At 49.0% G+C, this 20,156-nt stretch carries 14 protein-coding genes; 11 read left to right on the forward strand and 3 right to left on the reverse strand.

All coding sequences use genetic code 11. The features are described from left to right. Window positions 1-21: 21 nt before the first annotated feature. On the reverse strand, window positions 22-1,035 hold the full coding sequence (gene lpxK, locus DN748_RS03285; protein WP_112370328.1) for a tetraacyldisaccharide 4'-kinase: 1,014 nt from the start codon (window positions 1,033-1,035) through the stop codon (window positions 22-24). A 226-nt stretch (window positions 1,036-1,261) separates the two neighbouring features. Between lpxK and DN748_RS03290 the strand changes: the two genes are divergently transcribed. The 6 genes from DN748_RS03290 (at window position 1,262) to DN748_RS03315 (ending at window position 10,777) form a co-directional block, all read left to right on the forward strand. Then, on the forward strand, window positions 1,262-1,927 hold the full coding sequence (locus tag DN748_RS03290) for an RNA polymerase sigma factor (protein ID WP_146746549.1): 666 nt from the start codon (window positions 1,262-1,264) through the stop codon (window positions 1,925-1,927). A gap of 258 nt (window positions 1,928-2,185) precedes the next feature. After that, window positions 2,186-3,421 carry a FecR family protein gene (locus DN748_RS03295; protein WP_112370330.1) on the forward strand — a complete coding sequence of 412 codons (1,236 nt, stop codon included), beginning with the start codon at window positions 2,186-2,188 and terminating at the stop codon, window positions 3,419-3,421. Window positions 3,422-3,587: 166 nt separating this feature from the next. Further along, entirely contained in the window at window positions 3,588-6,884 is a 3,297-nt protein-coding gene (locus DN748_RS03300) for a TonB-dependent receptor (protein ID WP_236636771.1), read from the forward strand. Window positions 6,885-6,895: 11 nt separating this feature from the next. Beyond that, window positions 6,896-8,602: a RagB/SusD family nutrient uptake outer membrane protein gene (locus DN748_RS03305; protein WP_112370331.1), complete on the forward strand. Its 1,707-nt coding sequence runs from the start codon at window positions 6,896-6,898 to the stop codon at window positions 8,600-8,602. 276 nt (window positions 8,603-8,878) lie between these two features. Next, the gene (locus DN748_RS03310) at window positions 8,879-9,994 is read left to right on the forward strand and encodes a Nif3-like dinuclear metal center hexameric protein (protein WP_112370332.1); all 1,116 of its coding nucleotides are present in this window, start codon (window positions 8,879-8,881) and stop codon (window positions 9,992-9,994) included. Between the two features lie 3 nt (window positions 9,995-9,997). Then, window positions 9,998-10,777: a zinc ribbon domain-containing protein gene (locus tag DN748_RS03315; protein WP_112370333.1), complete on the forward strand. Its 780-nt coding sequence runs from the start codon at window positions 9,998-10,000 to the stop codon at window positions 10,775-10,777. Between the two features lie 205 nt (window positions 10,778-10,982). Here the strand turns inward: DN748_RS03315 and DN748_RS03320 are convergent, their stop codons facing one another. Further along, window positions 10,983-11,729, reverse strand: coding sequence for a hypothetical protein (locus DN748_RS03320; RefSeq protein ID WP_112370334.1), 747 nt, complete (start codon window positions 11,727-11,729; stop codon window positions 10,983-10,985). Further along, entirely contained in the window at window positions 11,729-12,316 is a 588-nt protein-coding gene (locus DN748_RS03325) for an RNA polymerase sigma factor (RefSeq protein ID WP_112370335.1), read from the reverse strand. The genes DN748_RS03320 and DN748_RS03325 overlap by 1 nt, the downstream gene beginning before the upstream one ends. A 152-nt stretch (window positions 12,317-12,468) precedes the next feature. Between DN748_RS03325 and DN748_RS03330 the strand changes: the two genes are divergently transcribed. The 5 genes from DN748_RS03330 to DN748_RS03350 all read left to right on the forward strand — a co-directional run bounded on the left by DN748_RS03330 (window position 12,469) and on the right by DN748_RS03350 (window position 20,090). After that, window positions 12,469-13,296 carry a hypothetical protein gene (locus tag DN748_RS03330; RefSeq protein ID WP_112370336.1) on the forward strand — a complete coding sequence of 276 codons (828 nt, stop codon included), beginning with the start codon at window positions 12,469-12,471 and terminating at the stop codon, window positions 13,294-13,296. 163 nt (window positions 13,297-13,459) lie between these two features. Continuing rightward, the gene (locus DN748_RS03335; protein ID WP_146746550.1) at window positions 13,460-14,293 is read left to right on the forward strand and encodes a hypothetical protein; all 834 of its coding nucleotides are present in this window, start codon (window positions 13,460-13,462) and stop codon (window positions 14,291-14,293) included. A 202-nt stretch (window positions 14,294-14,495) separates the two neighbouring features. Beyond that, complete coding sequence (locus tag DN748_RS03340) at window positions 14,496-15,461, forward strand: hypothetical protein (protein WP_112370338.1); 966 nt, start codon at window positions 14,496-14,498, stop codon at window positions 15,459-15,461. A gap of 25 nt (window positions 15,462-15,486) precedes the next feature. Beyond that, on the forward strand, window positions 15,487-17,487 hold the full coding sequence (locus tag DN748_RS03345) for a PKD domain-containing protein (protein WP_112370339.1): 2,001 nt from the start codon (window positions 15,487-15,489) through the stop codon (window positions 17,485-17,487). Then, window positions 17,475-20,090 carry a CHAT domain-containing protein gene (locus DN748_RS03350; protein WP_112370340.1) on the forward strand — a complete coding sequence of 872 codons (2,616 nt, stop codon included), beginning with the start codon at window positions 17,475-17,477 and terminating at the stop codon, window positions 20,088-20,090. The genes DN748_RS03345 and DN748_RS03350 overlap by 13 nt, the downstream gene beginning before the upstream one ends. Window positions 20,091-20,156: the final 66 nt, after the last annotated feature.

The raw sequence follows: 20,156 nt of genomic DNA on the forward strand, positions 1-20,156 counted from the left end.
CCGTCAAAGAGGTCTACTGCACTACCGCCCGCTTGTGTAATCCGCAATAATCCTCTCAAATTCCCGCTGTCCGCCGAACAGGAACTCGGTCCTGATCCCCAGGTAGAAAAGGTTGTCCAGATGCCCTTCGAGCCGCGTAAAATCTTTTTCAGTGGTCAATATCGGTTGTTTTCGGGCGAGGTTCCGAAGTTCACTTTCAGAAAAATCGTGATGGTCGGGATAATCCAGGTGCTCGAAATCATACCCCTTTTCAGAGAGATAGCGGACCAGGGGGGCCGGATTCGCAATACCGGTTACCAGGGTAAACCGCTGCCCTCTCCATTGTTCCAGAGGGACTCTTGAATTCCCCGAACAGATCATACTGTCATAACCTATGGTGGTAAAAAACACCCGTTGCCGCTTAGCCCTCCCCCGTAACAAGCTGTCGGCTACGGCAAGACTCTCTTCCCTGCTCAGCGACGGCCGGCATTTGGTCACCACAATAAGATCTGCCCTCCGGACCTCCTTTACACTGTCCCGGAGATTCCCGGCAGGGAGAAAAAGATCATCGGTAAAAGGCTCGTCAAAAGTAGTCAGCAATATGTTAAAACCGGCCCTTACCCTTCGGTGCTGGAAAGCATCATCGAGAATGACAACCTCCGGGGACACCCCGGATTGCATGAGTTTCCTCACACCGTTTACCCGGTCCGCATCTACCGCTACAATGGCCCCCGGAAATTTGCGATGATACTGGAAAGGTTCATCCCCGAGATCTCCCACCCGGGTATCCGCCTCAGCCAGTACAAATCCCCGGGACTTCCTTTTATATCCCCTGCTCAGCGTGGCAACGCGGTATTCGGGCAGCAATAACCGCAGCAGGTATTCCACCATAGGCGTTTTCCCGGTTCCCCCCACACTCAGGTTTCCCACACATATTACCGGTATTTCAAAAGAAACCGAAGGCAGTACCTGCCGGTCGTATAAAAAATTCCTAAGGTAAACAATACCCCCGTAGAGCAATGAAAAAGGCCATAATATTTTGCGAAGTATGCGCATGTATATCAGATAAACCGGGTCTGTTCAATACTGCAAATTACGGTTAATTTTTTCACTTGTAAAGCACTTCCGGTTGTTCCGGACATTTACCGGTTACGAGGTCTCCCGGTTATCCGGTTAGTCCCGATACCCCGTATCCCATTAACTTAACAACAAATGTTATAAAATGGTAAATTTTATTATAACTTTGTGCAAAATCATATTCACGATGTAAAAAGGGGGGATTTTGGGTTTAAAAATAATGCGTTCGCCTTATAGTGTTCTCGATAACACCAATAAAACAGGGGCCGGAGAAAAAATTTTGGAACCGACAGACATACAGCTATGGCAGGAGTTTCAGGCCGGTAGTGACACCGCCTTTGCCTTTATATACCGGAAATATGCATCGCCCCTGTACAGTTACGGGATGAAACTGGTAAACAACCGTGAGCAGGTCATGGACGCCATACAGGATCTCTTTGTCGGATTGTGGGACCGGAAGGAAAAACTGGGCAAGGTAAGATCGATAAGGTCTTATCTGTACAAGTCACTGCAGCGAAAACTGATTTCCGGGGCGTCGAAAAGGAGACTGTTACCACATTCCGAAGAAACCGAAATAGCCGAAAACGGCAATGCTTCCTCCGTGGAAAGGAACCTGATCGAGAAGGAGACTTTTAACCGGGAGTTCAGGGCCCTGACCTCCGCACTGTCCAGGCTTGGCGGAAAACAGCAGCAGGTCATCCACCTGAAATATTATGCCCAGCTGAATTATGAAGAAATTGCCGATGTGATGGGGATGGATAAAAAAGCGGTTTATAACCTTATGGCCTATACGCTTCAAACCCTCAGAAAATCTCTGGATATACTATATGTTCTCCTCCCCCCGCTTTATTTTCTTTATACCGGTTTCTGACCTGCACCCGGTTTCGTTCTCCCCAGCATATTTCCCCTTCTCTGCCATGCCGTACCAAAAACCGCTTATTTTCCTGTTGCCGAAAAATTCCACGAATAATCCAAGCCCCGTTCCGGGAAGAGATCTCTGTCCGGTCAATGGCAGATAGCCCCCCTTTTAAAAAAAATTCACTTTTTTTTCAGTAAAAATCCATTTTTCCTCTCTTAGTTATTAAAGGCCCCGAATATTGTCAATGATCTACAGCTACAGAAACAGTAAATGAAGTACTCGGAATACACTACGACAGACTTTGTCAGGGATGAATATTTCCAGAAATGGGTTTTGGACAGCGATGCCATGACCCGTAATTTCTGGGAACACTGGCTGCTTGAAAACCCGGAAAAGCGGAAAAGCGTTGAAGAGGCACAAAAATGGGTGCAGCTGATGGCCCGGAACGGGAAAGCACTTTCCCGGACTGATTTTAACAGCATGTGGCAATATGTTATCGAACACAGAAAAATGATGCCCCCAAAGGAACCGGAGAAAAGTATTTTCTTTTTACGGTCACGTCCCTTTCTGTTAAAGGTAGCCGTGGTCATAACGGTCTTTTTAGGGATTGCCGGCGGATTATATCTGGCAGGGATGTTCCCGGCCGAAGATCACGCTTCCGGGATACCGGCACAACAGATTACACTGGAGCTTCAGGACGGTACCCTGATGCCCATAGATGTAAACAACAGCGGAGTGATCACTACCGGGACGGGAAAAAAGACGGTCAGTCAGCAGAAAAATGTTTTGGTGTACGACACCGGTGACAGTCTTTCCCATAAAGCGGAAAGCGAGACAGTATACAATACATTGACCGTTCCCTATGGAAAAAAGTTCGAACTGCAACTGTCTGACGGCACGCATGTTTTCCTGAACTCAGGGTCCGTATTGCGCTATCCCGTAATGTTCTTAAGAGACAGCCCCAGGGATGTTTTTCTCGACGGGGAAGCCTTTTTTACCGTTGCCAGGGATAAAAAACGTCCGTTCACCGTAGTGACCGACATTATGAAAACCAGGGTATACGGTACCCGGTTTAATGTGAACAGCTATAAGAATGAGAATAACACCTCTGCGGTACTGGTAGAAGGAAGTATAGGGATCTACAGAACCGGTAACGGGCAAGATGAGCCGGTGCTCATGGTGCCCGGACAACGGGCCGTACTTCAAAACGACACCATCAGTATCGCACAGGTAAACCTGGACAAATACACGGGCTGGACCAGGGGAAAACTGATCTTCGTGGACGACCGCTTCGAACAGATATCAAGGGAACTGGAAAGACATTTTAACATCCGTATCGACAACCGGTATACCGCTTTAAACCACAAACAGTTTACCGGGACTTTTGAGAACGAATCACTGGAACAGATACTGGAAATTTTCAGGGAGCACACCCCCTTCAGGTATACCCTTGAAGACAATACGATAACCATAAAACCGGATAACCCGAAAAACGAGAGCCAATGAAACAGCATTGAAAAAATACCCTTGAAAAAGGGAACCCTTTGGCAAGTTGGGTTCCCGTATCAAAGTGATTTAAGTACAAACAGACAAAAATCAATTCAAAGTTATGAAAAAACCGACTAACTCATGGGCGGATCGGTGTATTCCCATCCCCAAAATCGGCTTAAAGATGAAACTAACACTCTTACTCTTCCTGACGGTACTGTTCCAGCTGCAGGCCGGACCGGGCTATGCCCAGAAGAACATTACATTAAACATGGAAAGAGCCACGCTCCTCCAGGTTATTGAAAAGATAGAGACGGTTTCCGATTTCAGGTTCTTTTACAGCAGGAACGAACTGGATCTGAATACCAGGATCAACGTAAAACTGAAAGAGGAAAACATCATAAACACCTTAAAAGCAGTTTTTGCCAATACCCGGATACATTACAAGGTAATAGACACCCAGATTGTACTTACCAGGAACAGTGACAAGGACGATGTACCCGAAGTGAATGAAATACCCCGTACCGGGGTTCAGGAACTCCAGGTGACGGGTACGGTAACCGATGCGGAAGGACAGCCCCTGCCCGGGGCCAGCGTACTGGAACAGGGCAGCTCACGGGGGACACAGACGGATTTTGACGGGAATTTTGCCTTAACGGTTTCCGGGGAGGATGTTATCCTCGTGGTCTCCTATATGGGCTTTGTAACCTCCGAAGTTGAGCTGAACGGACAGGAAACACTGCATATCACCCTTCAGGAGGATGTGGCCAACCTGGAAGAAGTCATCGTTGTCGGGTACAGCGCTCAGAAAAGGGAAAGCCTGACCGGGGCCTTACAGACCGTATCGGGTGACGATCTCAGAAATATTACCACACCTTCGGTTGAAAATATGCTGAACGGAAAGGCTCCCGGGGTATATGTTGCCCCCGGATCGGGAAAACCCGGGTCGAGAGGCGGGGTGGTTATCCGCGGACAGGCCACCTTAAGCGGAACAACGAGCCCCTTATGGGTGATTGACGGAGTGATCGTCGGTTCGGATGCCGGCGACCTGAACCCGGACGATATCGAAAGTATGACCGTACTTAAAGATGCCGCATCTACAGCCATCTACGGTTCGCAGGGAGCTAACGGGGTGATCGTCGTAACAACAAAACGGGCCAAAACCGGAAAAACTTCTGTAAACGTTTCGTCCAGGATCGGGCTTAGCCAGCTTAATAACGGAAATCTCGAAATGATGAACGGGGCAGAACTCTACCATTACTTTGCCTCATTTTCCAATGCTGACGAAATATCATTTCCGAGATGGAACCCCGATCTTCGAAACAGTAATTTTGACTGGTGGGACCTGGCGACAAAAACCGGTTTTACCCAGAATTACAATGTCTCCATTCAGGGAGGGACCGAAACCCTCCGTTCTTTTATGTCTGTCGGATTGTACGATGAGGAAGGAGCCGTTAAGGGGTATGATTTCACCAGGTACAACTTCCGTTTTAAAACAGAGTATAAACCCTTTGAATGGCTGACGGTAAAACCTTCCCTGGTAGGTTCCCTACGGAAAGTGGAAGACCGGCAATACGATGTGACCGCCATGTACTCCAACCTGCCGTGGGACAGCCCTTATGACGACGAAGGAAACCTGGTACCCCACCGTTACGGCGGCTGGGTAAACAGTGCCAGCACCAATTACCTGTACGACCTGCAGTGGAATCATTCAGAGAACAGGAATTATGAGTTTATGGGAAACATGGACTTTGATATCCGGCTGACCGACTGGCTGACTTTCTCTTCTGTAAACAATTACCGCTACATTAATTATAAGGGAACAGGCTATATCGATCCGCGTTCCAACGGAGGTGAGAGTGTAAAAGGACGGTTAACAGATTACCGATTGGAACATACCCGACGGTATACCAACCAGATCCTGCGATTTAATAAAACCTGGGGCAAGCATGATGTAAACGGACTGCTGGCCTATGAATTTAACGATTACCGGCGGGACATCCTGGATGTTTACGGTACCGGGCTTATTCCCGGTTTCGAAGTACTCGATGTGGTAGCCAAACCGGAACGTACCAAAGGCAGCAGAGATGAATGGGCCGTACAATCCTATCTTTTTAATGCCAATTATGCGTATGCCAACAAATACCTGGCCCAGGTCTCTTTCCGCAGGGACGGGGCGTCCAACTTCGGGGACAATGCCAAATACGGGAATTTCTTCTCGATCAGCGGAGGATGGAACATCAATAACGAAGACTGGTTTGAAGCAGACTGGGTAGATGCCCTGAAACTCCGTGCCTCCTATGGTTCCGTAGGGAATCGTCCGAGCGCCTTGTACCCCCAATACGACCTCTATTCCGTATCTAATGAGGAAAGCTACAACGAAGATCCGGGTGCACTGATCAGTCAAAAAGGGAATAATGACCTGACCTGGGAAAAAACATACACTGCCGGTGTGGGTGTAGATGCCAGGTTATTCAATAATCGTGCACGGCTTACGTTCGATTACTATGTAAAGAACACCGATAATATCCTTTACAGGGTACCGGTCAGCGGTGTAACAGGGATTACCAGTATCTGGCAGAATATAGGCGAAATGGAGAACAAGGGGATAGAACTGTCTGTAGGCGGTGATATCATCCGCAATGAAGACCTGACCTGGAGCCTGGACGTGAATATGGGACATAACGTCAATAAATTGACAAAACTCTACAAGACAAAAGATGCCGGCGGAAATTATGTAGTGAGGCCCATTATCGTTGGAGATGACTCGGGTATTGCCGGCTCTGCACAGCGGATGCTGGAGCCCGGCCGCCCGGTAGATACCTATTACCTGAAAGAATGGGCAGGGGTAAATACGGAAAACGGGATGCCCATGTGGTATGTGGTAGAACGGGACGATAACGGCAGGGAGATCTCCCGGACCACGACTTCGGATTACGCGGAAGCTACCTTTGAAAAAACCGGGAAAGTTTCACCCGATCTCTTCGGGGGTATCTCCACGGCAGTGACCTATAAACAATTCGACCTGAGTGCAGTGTTCGGGTATTCCATAGGCGGAAAGATCTATAACTACTCCCGGCAGGAATACGATGCCGACGGTACCTATACCGACCGCAACCAGATGAAACTGCAACCGGGATGGAGCCGCTGGGAAAAACCCGGAGATCATGCCACACATCCTGTGGCAAGGGAAAACAACCAGGACAAGGGGAATTCACCTTCTACACGTTACCTGGAAAAAAGCGATTTCTTTAAAATGCGGTCGCTCACGCTGGGATACAATTTTGATCTGAGCCAGTATAAGATCGATAATTTACGCATCTTCTTTACCGGGGAAAACCTGTTTACCATTACTGATTACTCGGGGGTAGACCCCGAAATCCCGGTCAATGAAGACGACGGAACCATTCTGGGTACGGCAGGGCCTGCCGTATACCCGGCCACACGGAGATTTATGCTTGGATTTAATGTGACATTTTAAACGAAACAACGATGAAAAAGATATTTATAGCCATATGGGTTGCAGCAGCATTCTCGGCCTGTGATATAGACCGCGAACCCTACGGGGATATGGATGCGGAGAATGTAGTTAACGACCCCGACGCCAATCTCGAATCCTTGATCAACGGGATGTATGCCCAATTGAAAGCATGGTCAGACCCCATGCACCGTTTGGGAGAATATGCGGGTGACAATATGATGATCCGCGGTTCGTCTACCGATGCCTTTTACGAATTTATTTCCTATTCCCGTACGCCGAACAATTACCGGCTGACCCAGTTCTGGGACTCGGGGTACAAGGCTATTGCACAGGCATCCAACGTTATCAACATGATAGAAGAAGCGCAGAGTGAGGAGATTGACAATAATCTCGGAGAATGTTACTACATCCGGGGAATGATGTATTTCTACCTCTGCCGTGCCTTCGGGCGTCCGTATTATCAAAACCCGGAAACCAACCTGGGCGTACCGATCGTCAACGGGACTCCCGAAGATGTCATCAACCTGGAACTTCCCGATCGTGCGACGGTTAAGGAAACGTATGAGCAGGCTATCAGCGACCTGAAAAAAGCCGAAGAACTGCTTACCGTGAACAGGGGAAATATCTATGCTTCAAAAGAAGCGGCCCAGGCCATGTTATCGCGTATTTACCTTTATATGAGTGGTACGTATGCCGCTCCCAATACCGAATATGCACAACTCGCCGCAGATTATGCAGACGAAGTGATCAATTCTCCCGAACACAGCCTGCTCCCCCGGGAACAGTTTATGAGATATAACACCTACGTCCCGGAAGATAACCCGGAAACCATATTTGCCATTAAGCGGGTAGCCTCCGAATTCTCGGGAGACGATCATTATTACGGCGTAGGAGGTATGTATGCCAATATCGGCGGTATGGGCTGGGGAGAGATGTATGCCAGCGCAAAATACATAGACCTGCTCAATGAAACCGGACGTAACGACTGGCGCCCGGACAGTTATGACATGGTAGATGCCCGTGCGGCCTTTATAGCGCCCACCTATTCGGAAAACCCGGACGGGGAGTATACCGAGGTATTCCGCTTTATCAAAAATGAAGATGGCCTGCAGAACTATGTACAGGACACCATCAGCCGGAGCGGGAGTACGATAACCTGCCGGGAAGATGGCGACACCTATACCCTGACCCCCGTAGATGCTTCACAGGAGGTTTATGCTATCCAATATAAGGACGGGAACACCTATACAGGGGTCATAGACTACTATATCACCCTCAATCGTGCGTATCCGCAGTTCTATATCACAAAAGCCTCCCGTGAAGGTGAGGAATCCCACCTGCACTCCCCGGTGATCAGCCGGCTGGGCGAAATATACCTGAACCGTGCCGAGGCCTATGCCAAGCTCGGAAATTACGGCGCGGCACTGCAGGACCTGAATACCGTAAGAGAACGTTCCCTCCCGAACGGCGGATACGGATCGCTGGATGCCTCCAATGCCAGTGAACGTATCGACAAGGAACGCCAGCTGGAACTGGCCTACCAGGCAGAACGCAGTTTTGATGTATTCCGCAACGGAAAAGCACTGACGCGGCATTACCCCGGGCCTCACAGGCAGCCTGAAGATATACCCGCTACAGATTTCCGCGTGGTATACTACATTCCCCAGGATGCCATTAACTCCTATCCGGGAACACTGACACAAAACCCGGTACAATAGAACGTTAAGGTACAATAACATCCCCGAAAGAGAACACCTCCCGCTTGCCCCGCACATGCAGGAGGTGTTTTTATATTGACCCATCGACACATTGACCCATTATCAAATTATCACATTGGCAAATTGGCAAATTGGCACATTGGCAAATTGGCACATTGGCACATTGGCACATTGGCACATTGACGAATTGACAAATTAACATAACAACCATTTGTTTTTGGGATATTTATACTGTATTTTTTCACCCGTTTAACACCTATCCAAAAAAGAAATCTCATGCTGATCAGCGATATCATACAGCTACTGGAAGAAGACTATCCCCGGGCTTATGCCGAAGACTTCGACAATACCGGGCTGCTGGTGGGCGATCCGGATGCGGAGGTAAGCGGTATCCTCGTTACCCACGATACCCTCGAGGAAGTAGTGGACGAAGCGGTACAAAAGCAGTGCAACCTTATTGTGAGCTTCCACCCCATTATCTTTTCCGGGCTAAAAAAGCTCAACGGAAGCTCCTATGTGGAACGCACCGTGATCAGGGCGGTCAAAAACGATGTGGCCATCTACGCCATCCATACCGCCCTCGACAATTCGTTCTACGGGCTCAATGCAGCGTTCTGCGATGTTCTGGGGCTTACGGACCGCCATATCCTGGTACCTCAGAAAGGCACCGTAAAAAAACTGCTGACCTTTGTGCCCGAAAAGGATGCCGACAGGCTGAGGAATGCCCTCTTTGCCGCAGGAGCAGGTACCATAGGCAACTACAGCCACTGCAGTTTTAACACCGCCGGCACGGGCACCTTCCGGGGAGAAGAACACAGCAACCCCGTGATCGGACAAAAAGGGGAAGTACACTTCGAAAACGAGGTACAGATAGGGGTTACATTTCCCAGGCATCTCGAACAACAGATATTGAATGCCCTCTACGGGCATCATCCCTATGAGGAGGTGGCCTATGAAATAACCACCCTGGAGAACAACAACCAGCACATAGGTATGGGAATGGCCGGTATGCTCCCTGAAGCCCTGCCCGCAACGGAATTCCTGGAAAAGCTTAAAAACGACCTGGAGCTCCCTGTAATTCGCTATTCCGGGCCGGCGGAAAAGCAGATTAAAAAAGTAGCCCTGCTGGGAGGAAGCGGTGCTTTTGCCATTCCCCATGCCAGGAGATCAGGTGCCGATATCTTCATTACAGGCGACGTCAGATACCACGAATTTTACCAGGCCGAAGGACAAATGATCATCGCAGATATAGGACACTATGAAAGTGAGCAGTTTACAAAAAATCTTTTGTTTGAGCATCTTACAAAAAAAATTCATAATTTTGCACCTGCCTTGCCTGGGGGTAAGGTGGTATTATCAGATTGCAATACAAATTCCATCAAGTATTTATAACCTATGGCAAAAAAAACCGAAGCTACTGTTGAAGAGAAATTGAGAGCCCTGTACGATCTGCAGTTAATTGACTCCAGGATAGATGAAATAGCTAATGTAAGAGGAGAGCTTCCCCTGGAAGTGGAAGACCTCGAGGATGAAGTGGAAGGGTTAAAAACACGCCTGGACAAGCTGGGCGTCGAGCTTGAGAATCTCACCCAGGAAATTGCCAATAAGAAAAACGCTATAGAAGATTCCAAAGCGCTGATCAAGAAATACTCCGACCAGCAGAAGAACGTGAGGAACAACAGGGAGTTCAACTCCCTGACCAAGGAGATGGAATTCCAGGAACTGGAAATACAGCTTTCCGAAAAACACATTCGCGAGTACAAGGCACAGATAGAGCAGAAAAAAGAGGTTATTGCCCAGACCAAAGAACGGCTTAAAGAACGGGACAACCATCTCAAGCATAAAAAAGGGGAGCTCGACGCCATCCTTGCCGAAACGGAGAAGGAGGAAAACATGCTCAAGGACAAGTCGCTCGAATACCAGGAACTCATCGACGAAAGACTGGTAAAGGCCTATAAGCGCATACGCGGCAGTGTCAAAAACGGACTGGCTGTCGTAGCCATCGAAAGAGGAGCTTCGGGAGGATCTTTCTTTACCATCCCTCCACAGGTACAGATGGAAATCGCTTCCAGAAAAAAGATCATTACCGACGAGCACAGCGGGCGTATCCTCGTAGATCCCAACCTGGCCGATGAGGAGAAGGTAAAAATGGACGAATTATTCGGATCGCTGTAAAAAGGCGGTCGTATCACACATAAAAAATGCCGGAGCCTGCCATGTGCTGCTCCGGCATTTTTTGTTTTCTTCAAGTCATTTCACGCCCGTACAACAGGAACAGGTTTTTCTTTCCCCGCAGGCATCACCCGTTTCAGATGTCCATCCCGAATACAACAGGATCTGTGGATTTTGGAGTCCATACGCCTGGGCAAACGCTGAATTCTTACAATTTCCCCAGCAGTTCCCGGGATTCCGCAAAGTGACCGGAACTCTCGGGGATCTGCCCGAGCAGTGTTTTGCACGCTTCTTTCCTGTCCTGTTTAAGCAGGCTCAGCCCACCGTACCACATGGCATCATATTTAAATGCCGAGGCCCCGGTGAAGAGGGTTTCGAACATCCCGTCGGCCCTTTTGTACTCCTCCAGCTCCACAAGGCTTATGGCGTGATACAGCATGATCCCGGGCTGGCTGCGCTCTTCCTCCGGCAGCCTTTCGAAAGACGCTGCCGCCCCGGCGTAATCTCCCGTATTAAAAGCCTGTTCCGCCTGTTGCAATACAGCATCACCATCACCCCTTACGGCAAGGCTGATCTGCGGGTAATGTGCATAATCCCCGTAAGAAGGCGCAGCAATACGAGGTGAAAAGAATATCCCCAGAAGTACCAGTACCGTTGCGGCCACAGCAATCTGCCAGGGCTTTATCCTTCTTCTCGCCGGGGAATGCAGTGAGTACTGCCCATTCTTATTTCCGAAATAAGCTCCGGAAGCCTGGCGTACCGTTTCCCTGAAAGCTTCTGTCTCCGCTTCTTTTTCATAAGCAGCTTCCAGGTATCCGCGGGTTTCCCTGAACATCCCGAAAGCATCCCTGAAACCTGTATCCCGTTCCAGTCGCTGTTCCAGTTCTTCCCTTTCCGGGGCCGAAAGGGTCCCGGAAAGATAGGCCTCAAATAATATAGCATCTCTTTCTTCCATTAGAGGGAGGATTTTAGTTTTTCATATTCCGGGGACTGACGGACCATCTCGGCCAGTTTACCGGTACAAAGCGATTTTTTCTTCCGGGCATAAGCGTAAGTCATCCCCATTTTCTCCGCCACTTCTTCCATCGATTTCAACCGGAAACTCATCCGGAGCAATTCCCTGCACACCTGGCCGAGCCGATCGAACATCATCGCAAAGATCCTTTCCTTCTCGTCCTCTATACAGGTTTCCATAACCAGGATCTCCGCCCCTTCATCCTTATATACATCATGTTCTCCCATTGTTACCTCTCTCCCGGAAGGTTTTTTCAGCCGGTTCAGCCACCGCCGTTTGCAAAGCAGGAAAAAATAGGCATCAAAAGGGCAGGTAAGCTGCAACCCCTTGTCCCGGGCCTGTTTGTATATAGTCACCAGTACCTCCTGGACAATGTCTTCGGCATCCGAAGTATCTCCGCTATTATTGCAGATATAACGGACCACCTTGGGTACAAACCTCTCGTAAATGGCGCTGACGACCAGGGTGTTGTTTTGCAGAAGCCCCTCTATGTACTTCTGGTCGTCATGCACTTTCCTGTCTGCCATATTTATTCAGTGTATTACCGGATTACAGTACTAAAATAAAAAAAGTTTTCCCGGAATGGGTAACAAAAGAAAAAACGATTTGATATAAAGGCGAAACAGGGAATGAATTGCATTCCGAAAAGTAATCATTAAAACCCGAAAAACATTAAGTTATGAAAAAGTCATTCTTAAAAACAGCCCTGATCACATGCACCGTACTTACAGGCATGATCTCATGTGACAATGTAGAGGAAGATCTGATCCCGGAACAAGAAGAAGAACGGGAAATTACCGCACAGGAAATGCGCAATGAAAAAAACCCTTATGATAAACAGGGTATACTACACAATGAGCTACTGGATTACTATATTGAACACACCGATGATGTAAAGGATATAACTCCGGACCGGTGGATCGTCATTACCAAAGCGTTTTACGACTCTAAAAAAATGGATTTTGAAGCTGTCAATATTGAAAATTACAAGGAAAACCTGCATCTCTACGAAAAAGCAGCCATGAACAGCTCCGATCTGTCATTTGACCTTTGTAAATACGTACCGATTCTTTGCGACGGTGGCTCTACCGGTCCGTATGATCCCACCCCTGCTTTTCCCGGGCCGTTTTTCAGCGACGATGGGAATGCAGATAACGACAGTACCCATACCAATCGTGTTGTCGAATACCTGCGGGCTGTCAGGGCAGAAGAAGACAAGATATTGGCAAATACAAAGCTGAGTGACGAAGAACGGATCGCACTGTTGAATTATACCGCCGTTGCCCGGCATTCGGCCGGATACTGGCATAATGTAATGCATGTACAAAAATCGAAAAACAATTGGTACGGGTACGCCATACAAAGCGAAGCCGCAGCCAGACCTTGCCTGGCATGTGATGCCATATATGCTGATGCTTTGGGCACTGCTGTGGGAACGGTACTCATGAACGATACCGCAGGTGCTATTCTCGGTGCTTATGCCAGTGCGATTTCAATCCTTTATTAGTACTCGTATCAGCCTCTGATCTTACAGCATCCGTTATAAAATCTCAATGCCATGGGTAACAATTCTTTTTATCTCTTGATATACTCGTATAAACAGAAAAACAAAGGCGGTTTCCGAAAAGCCTTCTAAAGAACAGAGTAGGATAATTCAAAAACAGAACAAGATGAAAAAGTTAGTAAAAATGGCTATAGCCTTATGCACAGTACTTACAGTAATGATTTCCTGCGATCAGGAAGATGACACCATGCCAATCCCTAAAAAGGAACGGGAAATCTCCGCAAAGGAAATGCGTAATGAAAAAAACCCCTATGACAATCAGGGAGTACTCCACAACGAGTTTCTGGATTATTTCATCACCCACATCGACCTCAATACCAAAGAGGTAAATCGGGAAAAACTCATGACTTTGGTAGAAGATTTTCACAAAACCAAAAAAATGGATTTCGGAGCATCGGAGATCGAAGTTTACAACGAGGTGTTCGACCTCTATGGCAAAGTAGAAATACACCTGCCGGGACCATTAGACAGGCTTTGTAAATACATTCCGATGATCTGCGATATTTTAAAACCTCAGGGACCCATTCTCGCTTTCCCTGATCTGGACGACAATCAGGAAGGAACAGCCACCGATCAAGTCCTGGACTTTATTGAGAATATCAAGGTAGCTGAGCAAAAAATACTTGCCGATACCCAGATGGAGGAGATTGAAAAATATGCTCTTTTAAATTACACCACCGTTGCGCGCCATTCAGCTGCATACTGGCACAATGAAATGCACGTACAAAAATCACAGAGCAACTGGTATAATGCAGAAACCGATATGGTTGCAGCATATTGCTGGAAATGCGTGGGAAAATCGGATGTCGAAGGGGCTATCGGAGGGGCTATATCAGGTGCCCTTGCAGGTGGCGTAGGTGCTCTTCCCGGTGCAGGTATAGGCGCAGGAGCGGCAAGTGCAGCATCGGCAGTAGTTGAGCTCATCGATTGGTGGTGGTAAGAGAATATCATCAACGCCATACAAGCACTTCCACAACACTATTTTTTCAGGTTCGTTAGTGCAGAAATCCCGTGCCGTAGTGATTTACGGTGGCGGGATTTCGGCCTGTACGTAACCCGGCTACCGGATACGATGTACAAGAATAGCCTTTTCAACAAACTTTTTTGCTATTTTTGAATCACCAGCCAAAACCAATACCGATATGAGGTCTGTAATACTCCCCTGTGTTTTCATTATACTGCTTTATCCCCTGGTCGGCAGCTGCGACCGTAAAACATGTTGCGACGACCCGCCGGAAACTGTGGTGTTCGATCCGCCGGGGGGAGAGGATTTCCGGCAATTGCAGCAACAGGTTACGGATAGTCTGGCAGAGACCTTTGTGTTCAACACCGGTGAGGGGCTGGATGCCGCCACAGCCAACGGCACACGGATACGGATCTTTCCGGATTGCCTGATCTCCCCGGACGGAACGATAGTTGACGGGGAGGTAAGACTGGAATTCATGCAGTGTTATGACAGGAGCAGCACACTCCTTGCCGGCATTTCATCCCTGGCCCGCACGGATGCGGGTACTACGGTTTTACTGAACAAGGGTGCGTTCTTCAGCTTCCGGCTGTATCAGGAAGACACCGAACTCTTCAGTAACTGTGAAATACAGCTTTCCGTACCTTTTTCACTTATCGGAGCACCCGACCAGGAACTGAGCCTCTGGAACGGGGACGAAATGCAAAACGGAACGGGCCTGTGGCTGCCCGTTACCGGAGAACTCTTTCCCGAAAACGATGCTTACACCACTATTGTCCCTTTTGGCAGGTGGAGGGCCATAAGCGGTGCGGCAATTTCTTCGGAAGCCAAAGACGATATCCGGGTCCTGGTCTCGGAAGGGTACAACGGTGATAATTCCCGGGTATATATCACCTATCCCAACGATAGCAACGGGCTGGTACAATGCCATTACGACAGGGAAACCGGTATGTTCCGTGCTCCTTACCCGGTTCCGGACGGGCAGGAAGCCTTTCTCATCTTCCTCTCTGAAGAAGACGGACAATGGAGGTACGGAATAAAGGAAATAACGATCTCCGGAAATACCATGTACACCCTCGCACATAGTGAAACTCAAAAGGCCGGCTCCGGGGCCCTTGTCTCCGCCGTGAATGACTTACCCTGAACCCGAAATGCTAAAAAACACAAAGATGACCACACCTATACGCTACATATCATCACCGGGCAGGCTGCCGTATATCCTGATAACCGCCATCCTCTTCTCTCTCGTGTGCACCGCACAGGAAGAGCAGTTATCCGACAGTGTACAGCGAACCGCCACCTTCACCCCCGGCCTTTCCGGCAATGCCGTGGAATTCCTGCCGCATCCCCCTGCCCTGATCCAGATGGCCGGGGCACCAAAGGCTTATTATTCCTATTTCTGGGAATTCGGGGACGGTCATTACAGCCGGGAAGAACGGCCCAGGCATGTGTATGGAAAACAGGGAGCGTACGAGGTCACCTTATGGGCCACCAACCATTACGACAATGGCAAAACCCCCGCTACCCGACCACAAAAAATCGAAGTTCGGGAAATTACCGAAAGTCATAACGACCAGGCCCTGCTCGGGGAAGACCTGTTGCTTCAGCGAAACCGGGAACCCGTTCCGGAAGAAGACATTGTCGTTATCTTAAGTTACAGGAACCCCAAACCCTATGTTACCGGGGGAAAATTATATCTTTTTTACAATGAACAGCAATACAGGGACCGGAATTTCGAACTTACGGATACCCGCACCTATAACGGGGAAAAACCAGTACCCGAAGCGGGTTTTGCCTATACCGGGACGGTGTCTGACGGAGAGACCCTGCTGGCCTCGGCCACCGGAAATCCCCTTCCGAAGCAACAATTACAGGATTCTACGGAAAGGGTAAACCTGCCCCTTACCCTCGAAGAATCAAAAAGTTATTACAAGGATTGGAGCATTCTGGAATTTGACCGGATGGCTCCCGGGGAGGAACGCAATGTTTTCTTTACCCTGCGAACCACCCCGGAAATGCTGAAAGATACCAGTGCCATAGTCACCGTAAGGAGTATCTATGTTCCGGATGAGAACTACGATAACCACAAGGTAAAGGACATGGAAATGGAAATAGTCACCTCCCACGACCCCAACCGCATGTCTTCCAATGCCACTGTCATGAACTACCGCCTGGTACGCTTCAAGACCTTCCGCTACAAGATAAGGTTCCAGAACAATGGCGAAGGACCGGCAAGCACCATACGGCTGGAGACCGACATCCCGGAAATGTTCGATAAAAGCACCATTGAAATAGAGGACCTCTACCCCGAATGCCCGATATGCCCGGATGAAAAAGAGGTGTCTTACAGCTGTATAGATACTACCTACAAGGAGAACAAGGCCGTTTTTACCTTTAAAAACATATACCTGCCCGGAAGTGAACAGAAAAATGTCAAGGAATACGACTCTACCAAGGGGTTTGTAAAATACCGGATAAAACCGGCCCCGGACTTTCACAAGAAAAAGACCAAAAGCCGTACCGCCATCTATTTCGACAAGAACGAACCTGTCATCACCAATTACGCCACTACCCGCTTCCTTCCCGGGATATCCATAGGGGCAAAGGCAGGCTATATGTGGAGTCCCGGGCTCGACAATCACAAGGAGTATTTCGCAGGGGTCACAATCTCTCCCTATAAGTCCTACCGCGGTTACCTGCAGGCAGAGCTCATGTTCTCTGCCAATTCCTTCGACAAGCTGAAGACATTTACCGAAGAGGCCGTAAGGGACAATAATTTTATAGACACCTACAGGGTAAAGGCCCTGGAGGAGTATCGCAATATCTCGCTCTATATGGTTCCCGTATCGTACCGGTACACGATCAACAATTACCTGGCCGTGGGTAGCGGGATCCAGCTCAGGACCGACCTCAGCAGTACGCAATGCACCACAACCACCGGTGAATATTCCCTGGTCATACCCTCGGAAGATATAGATTTCAGGGACGATACCAGAGACAGGATCACTCAAACCGACGTTACGCGTGCCTTCGATCATTTTCAGACGGGGATCTTCGCAGGGTTCAATGCAGGGTTCGCACGGATAGGCCCCAGTATCGGTGCCAGGTATATCTATAACCTCAACAGTCCGCACAGTCAGATACAGCTGTATGCCATATGGAAGTTCTAAGCGGCGGATACGACAAAAAAACAGTACAAAAACGATGGCTGACCGCTGTACTGCTACTGTATGCCTCGCTGGTTGCCGCACAGCTTACCCCACACATCTATGACGATGTAGACCGGCTTTCCGCAACCCCTTCGCCCGTGCTTCTCGCACAACTGGAAACAAAAGAGATACAATACGCTTCACAGGCAGGCAACCCGGAAGAATATACCGCCCTGCTGATCTTACAATGTAATATGGGCTATTATTACCGGGAATCCGGCATGTACCCGAAGGCCATAGCCCTGTATGAGAAGGCATGGCAAAACTACAGGGACCACGGGATCAGGGATTACGACATTACCGAATTCTGTCTCAAACCCCTGGGAAACCTGTATACCATTTCCGGCAATCTCGTACGGGCTGAAAACACCATTAAGTCTTATCTCTTCCTGGCACAGGAGCAAAACGATACCGAACAGGAAACGGCAGCCGTTCTCAACCTTTCGGTAGTCTATCACAATGCGGGAAATTTTCGCATGGCCATCCGCCTCCTGGAAACACGGCTGTCTGCCTCTTCTTCTGCCCCGGAGCAGAAAACAGCCCTGCTCAACAACCTGGCAACCAATTATTTTGCGCTGGAACAATACGACACCGCAGAGCAACTGCTTCAAAAGACCTCCAAAAAGCATCCCGGGACCGCTTCCAGCCTGTACCGCAATATGGCACAGCTCGCCAGGGCAAAAGGGCAGCTCTCCCAGGCGGAAAATTATCTGTATACGGCAGAAAACGAATTGCTGAAACAATCTTTTACCGCCAGGGAACTGGCCAGGATTTATGTGGAAAAAGCCGAACTGGCTTCCCTGGGCCACCAGTATGCCAAAGCCGAAGACCTGCTGTTCCGCGCATTGGGATTCTTACTGCCCCAACACCGGGAACATACCCTGCCCGCCCCGGAAATACTGTATGCCGAAAATGTGTTTATATCCGTTTTCGACGCTATGGCCGCCCTTCAGTCCGAGCCGGAAAGGTCGCTGGAATGCTACGACCTCAGTTTTCACGTATCGCAGCTTATCAGAATGCGGATCACCACACAGGAATCTGCAATACTGCAGCTGTCGGACGACAGGGACCGCAGTGAAAAATGTATTGCCCTGCTTTATGAAATGTACAGGGATAAGGGAGCCCCTTCCTCTATGGTACGCGCATTTGATTATTCAGAAAACAGTAAGGCTGCCATTCTGAAAGAGACCGGCTACCGCAGATCGCTTACCGAGGCATTTCCCGGTGCCCCCCTTCTCCCGGATATAAAAAAATGGTCTGTACGGCAGGAGCAGGTCGTCAACAAGCTGGTACGTGCCCAGCTTTCGGGAGATGTGAAAGACTCCGTAAAACACTATACGGAGTCGCTCAATGATATCCAGCTACAGCTGGGAACACTGTACGAAAAGGCATACCTGAAATATCCGGACATGTCAGGTTCAGGTCCGAAGACCTCCCTCAACAGCATACGGCAACAACTACAGGAAGACGACGCCTGTATGGTAGTTTATTTTTATGGAAAACAACACCGGTTTACCTTTTCCGTCAGTGCCCACAGTGTGGAAATGTACCGGGAAGATAATACTGCCGGGGCTGATGAGATGATCAGGGAATACCTTTCCCTTTTTGAAAACCCGCATACCATAAACAACAACCCGTCCGATTATGCCCGGAAAGCCCATGCGCTTTACAACAACCTGTTCCCCTTCCCGGTTTCCGGAAAAAACCTTATTATCGTACCGGACGGATTGCTGTCCTTTATTCCTTTCGAGACCCTGCTCACCGCAAAGAGCGGGAATGTTTCATATAAAGCCATGCCGTTCCTCCTGTACCGGCACCAGGTTTCCTACCTCACCTCGGCCTCTTTTTACCACCGGCCGCCACCTCCCGTAACCGGGAAAAAACTACTCGGTATTTTTCCCGTTTTCGAAGGCACTCCCGAAGCACTGCCCTACTCCATAGAGGAAGCCCGCAGTATCGATGCCCTGACAGAGGCTACGATCATCACCGGGAACAATGCCACCAGGAACTTTTTTACCCGGAATGCAAAAAACTACGGTATCCTTCATCTGTCCACACATGCCAGCGGAGGCAATTTTGTAGTGCCTCCTGGTATCGCCTTCAGCGACGACATGATGTTGCTGCACGAACTGTACAGCATGGAATTCAGGCCTGAACTGGTAGTTCTCAGTGCCTGTGAGACCGGAATAGGCAAACTGCAAAAAGGCGAAGGGCCGATAAGTATGGCCCGCGCCTTTCAGTATGCCGGTGCAAAACGACTCCTCTTTTCGCTCTGGAAGGTCAACGATCGCGCTACCGCACAATTAATGGCTTTTTTTTATCAGCATTATGAAAGTTGCGGAGCCGCCGCTGCCAACCGGAAAGCCAAAACAGATTACCTCACCGACGACAAGACCCCGAACACCAGGAAATCCCCGTATTACTGGGGGGCATTCGTGTATTACGGCGATTTGCAGCAGGGTGAAAAACCCGCACCGTATTACCATTTCCTTATCCCGGCAATCCTTATTGTGGTTTTTGCAGTAATACTACGGTACCTCAGCCGCAGGAAGACCATACGGTAAAGACCATACCCGGGTGTACACCCGGAGCATTTCAAATCTCATTCAGTAAACCGGAAACCCCGGGGC

It is taken from the genome of Sinomicrobium soli, assembly GCF_003285545.1.
GTDB lineage: Bacteria > Bacteroidota > Bacteroidia > Flavobacteriales > Flavobacteriaceae > Sinomicrobium.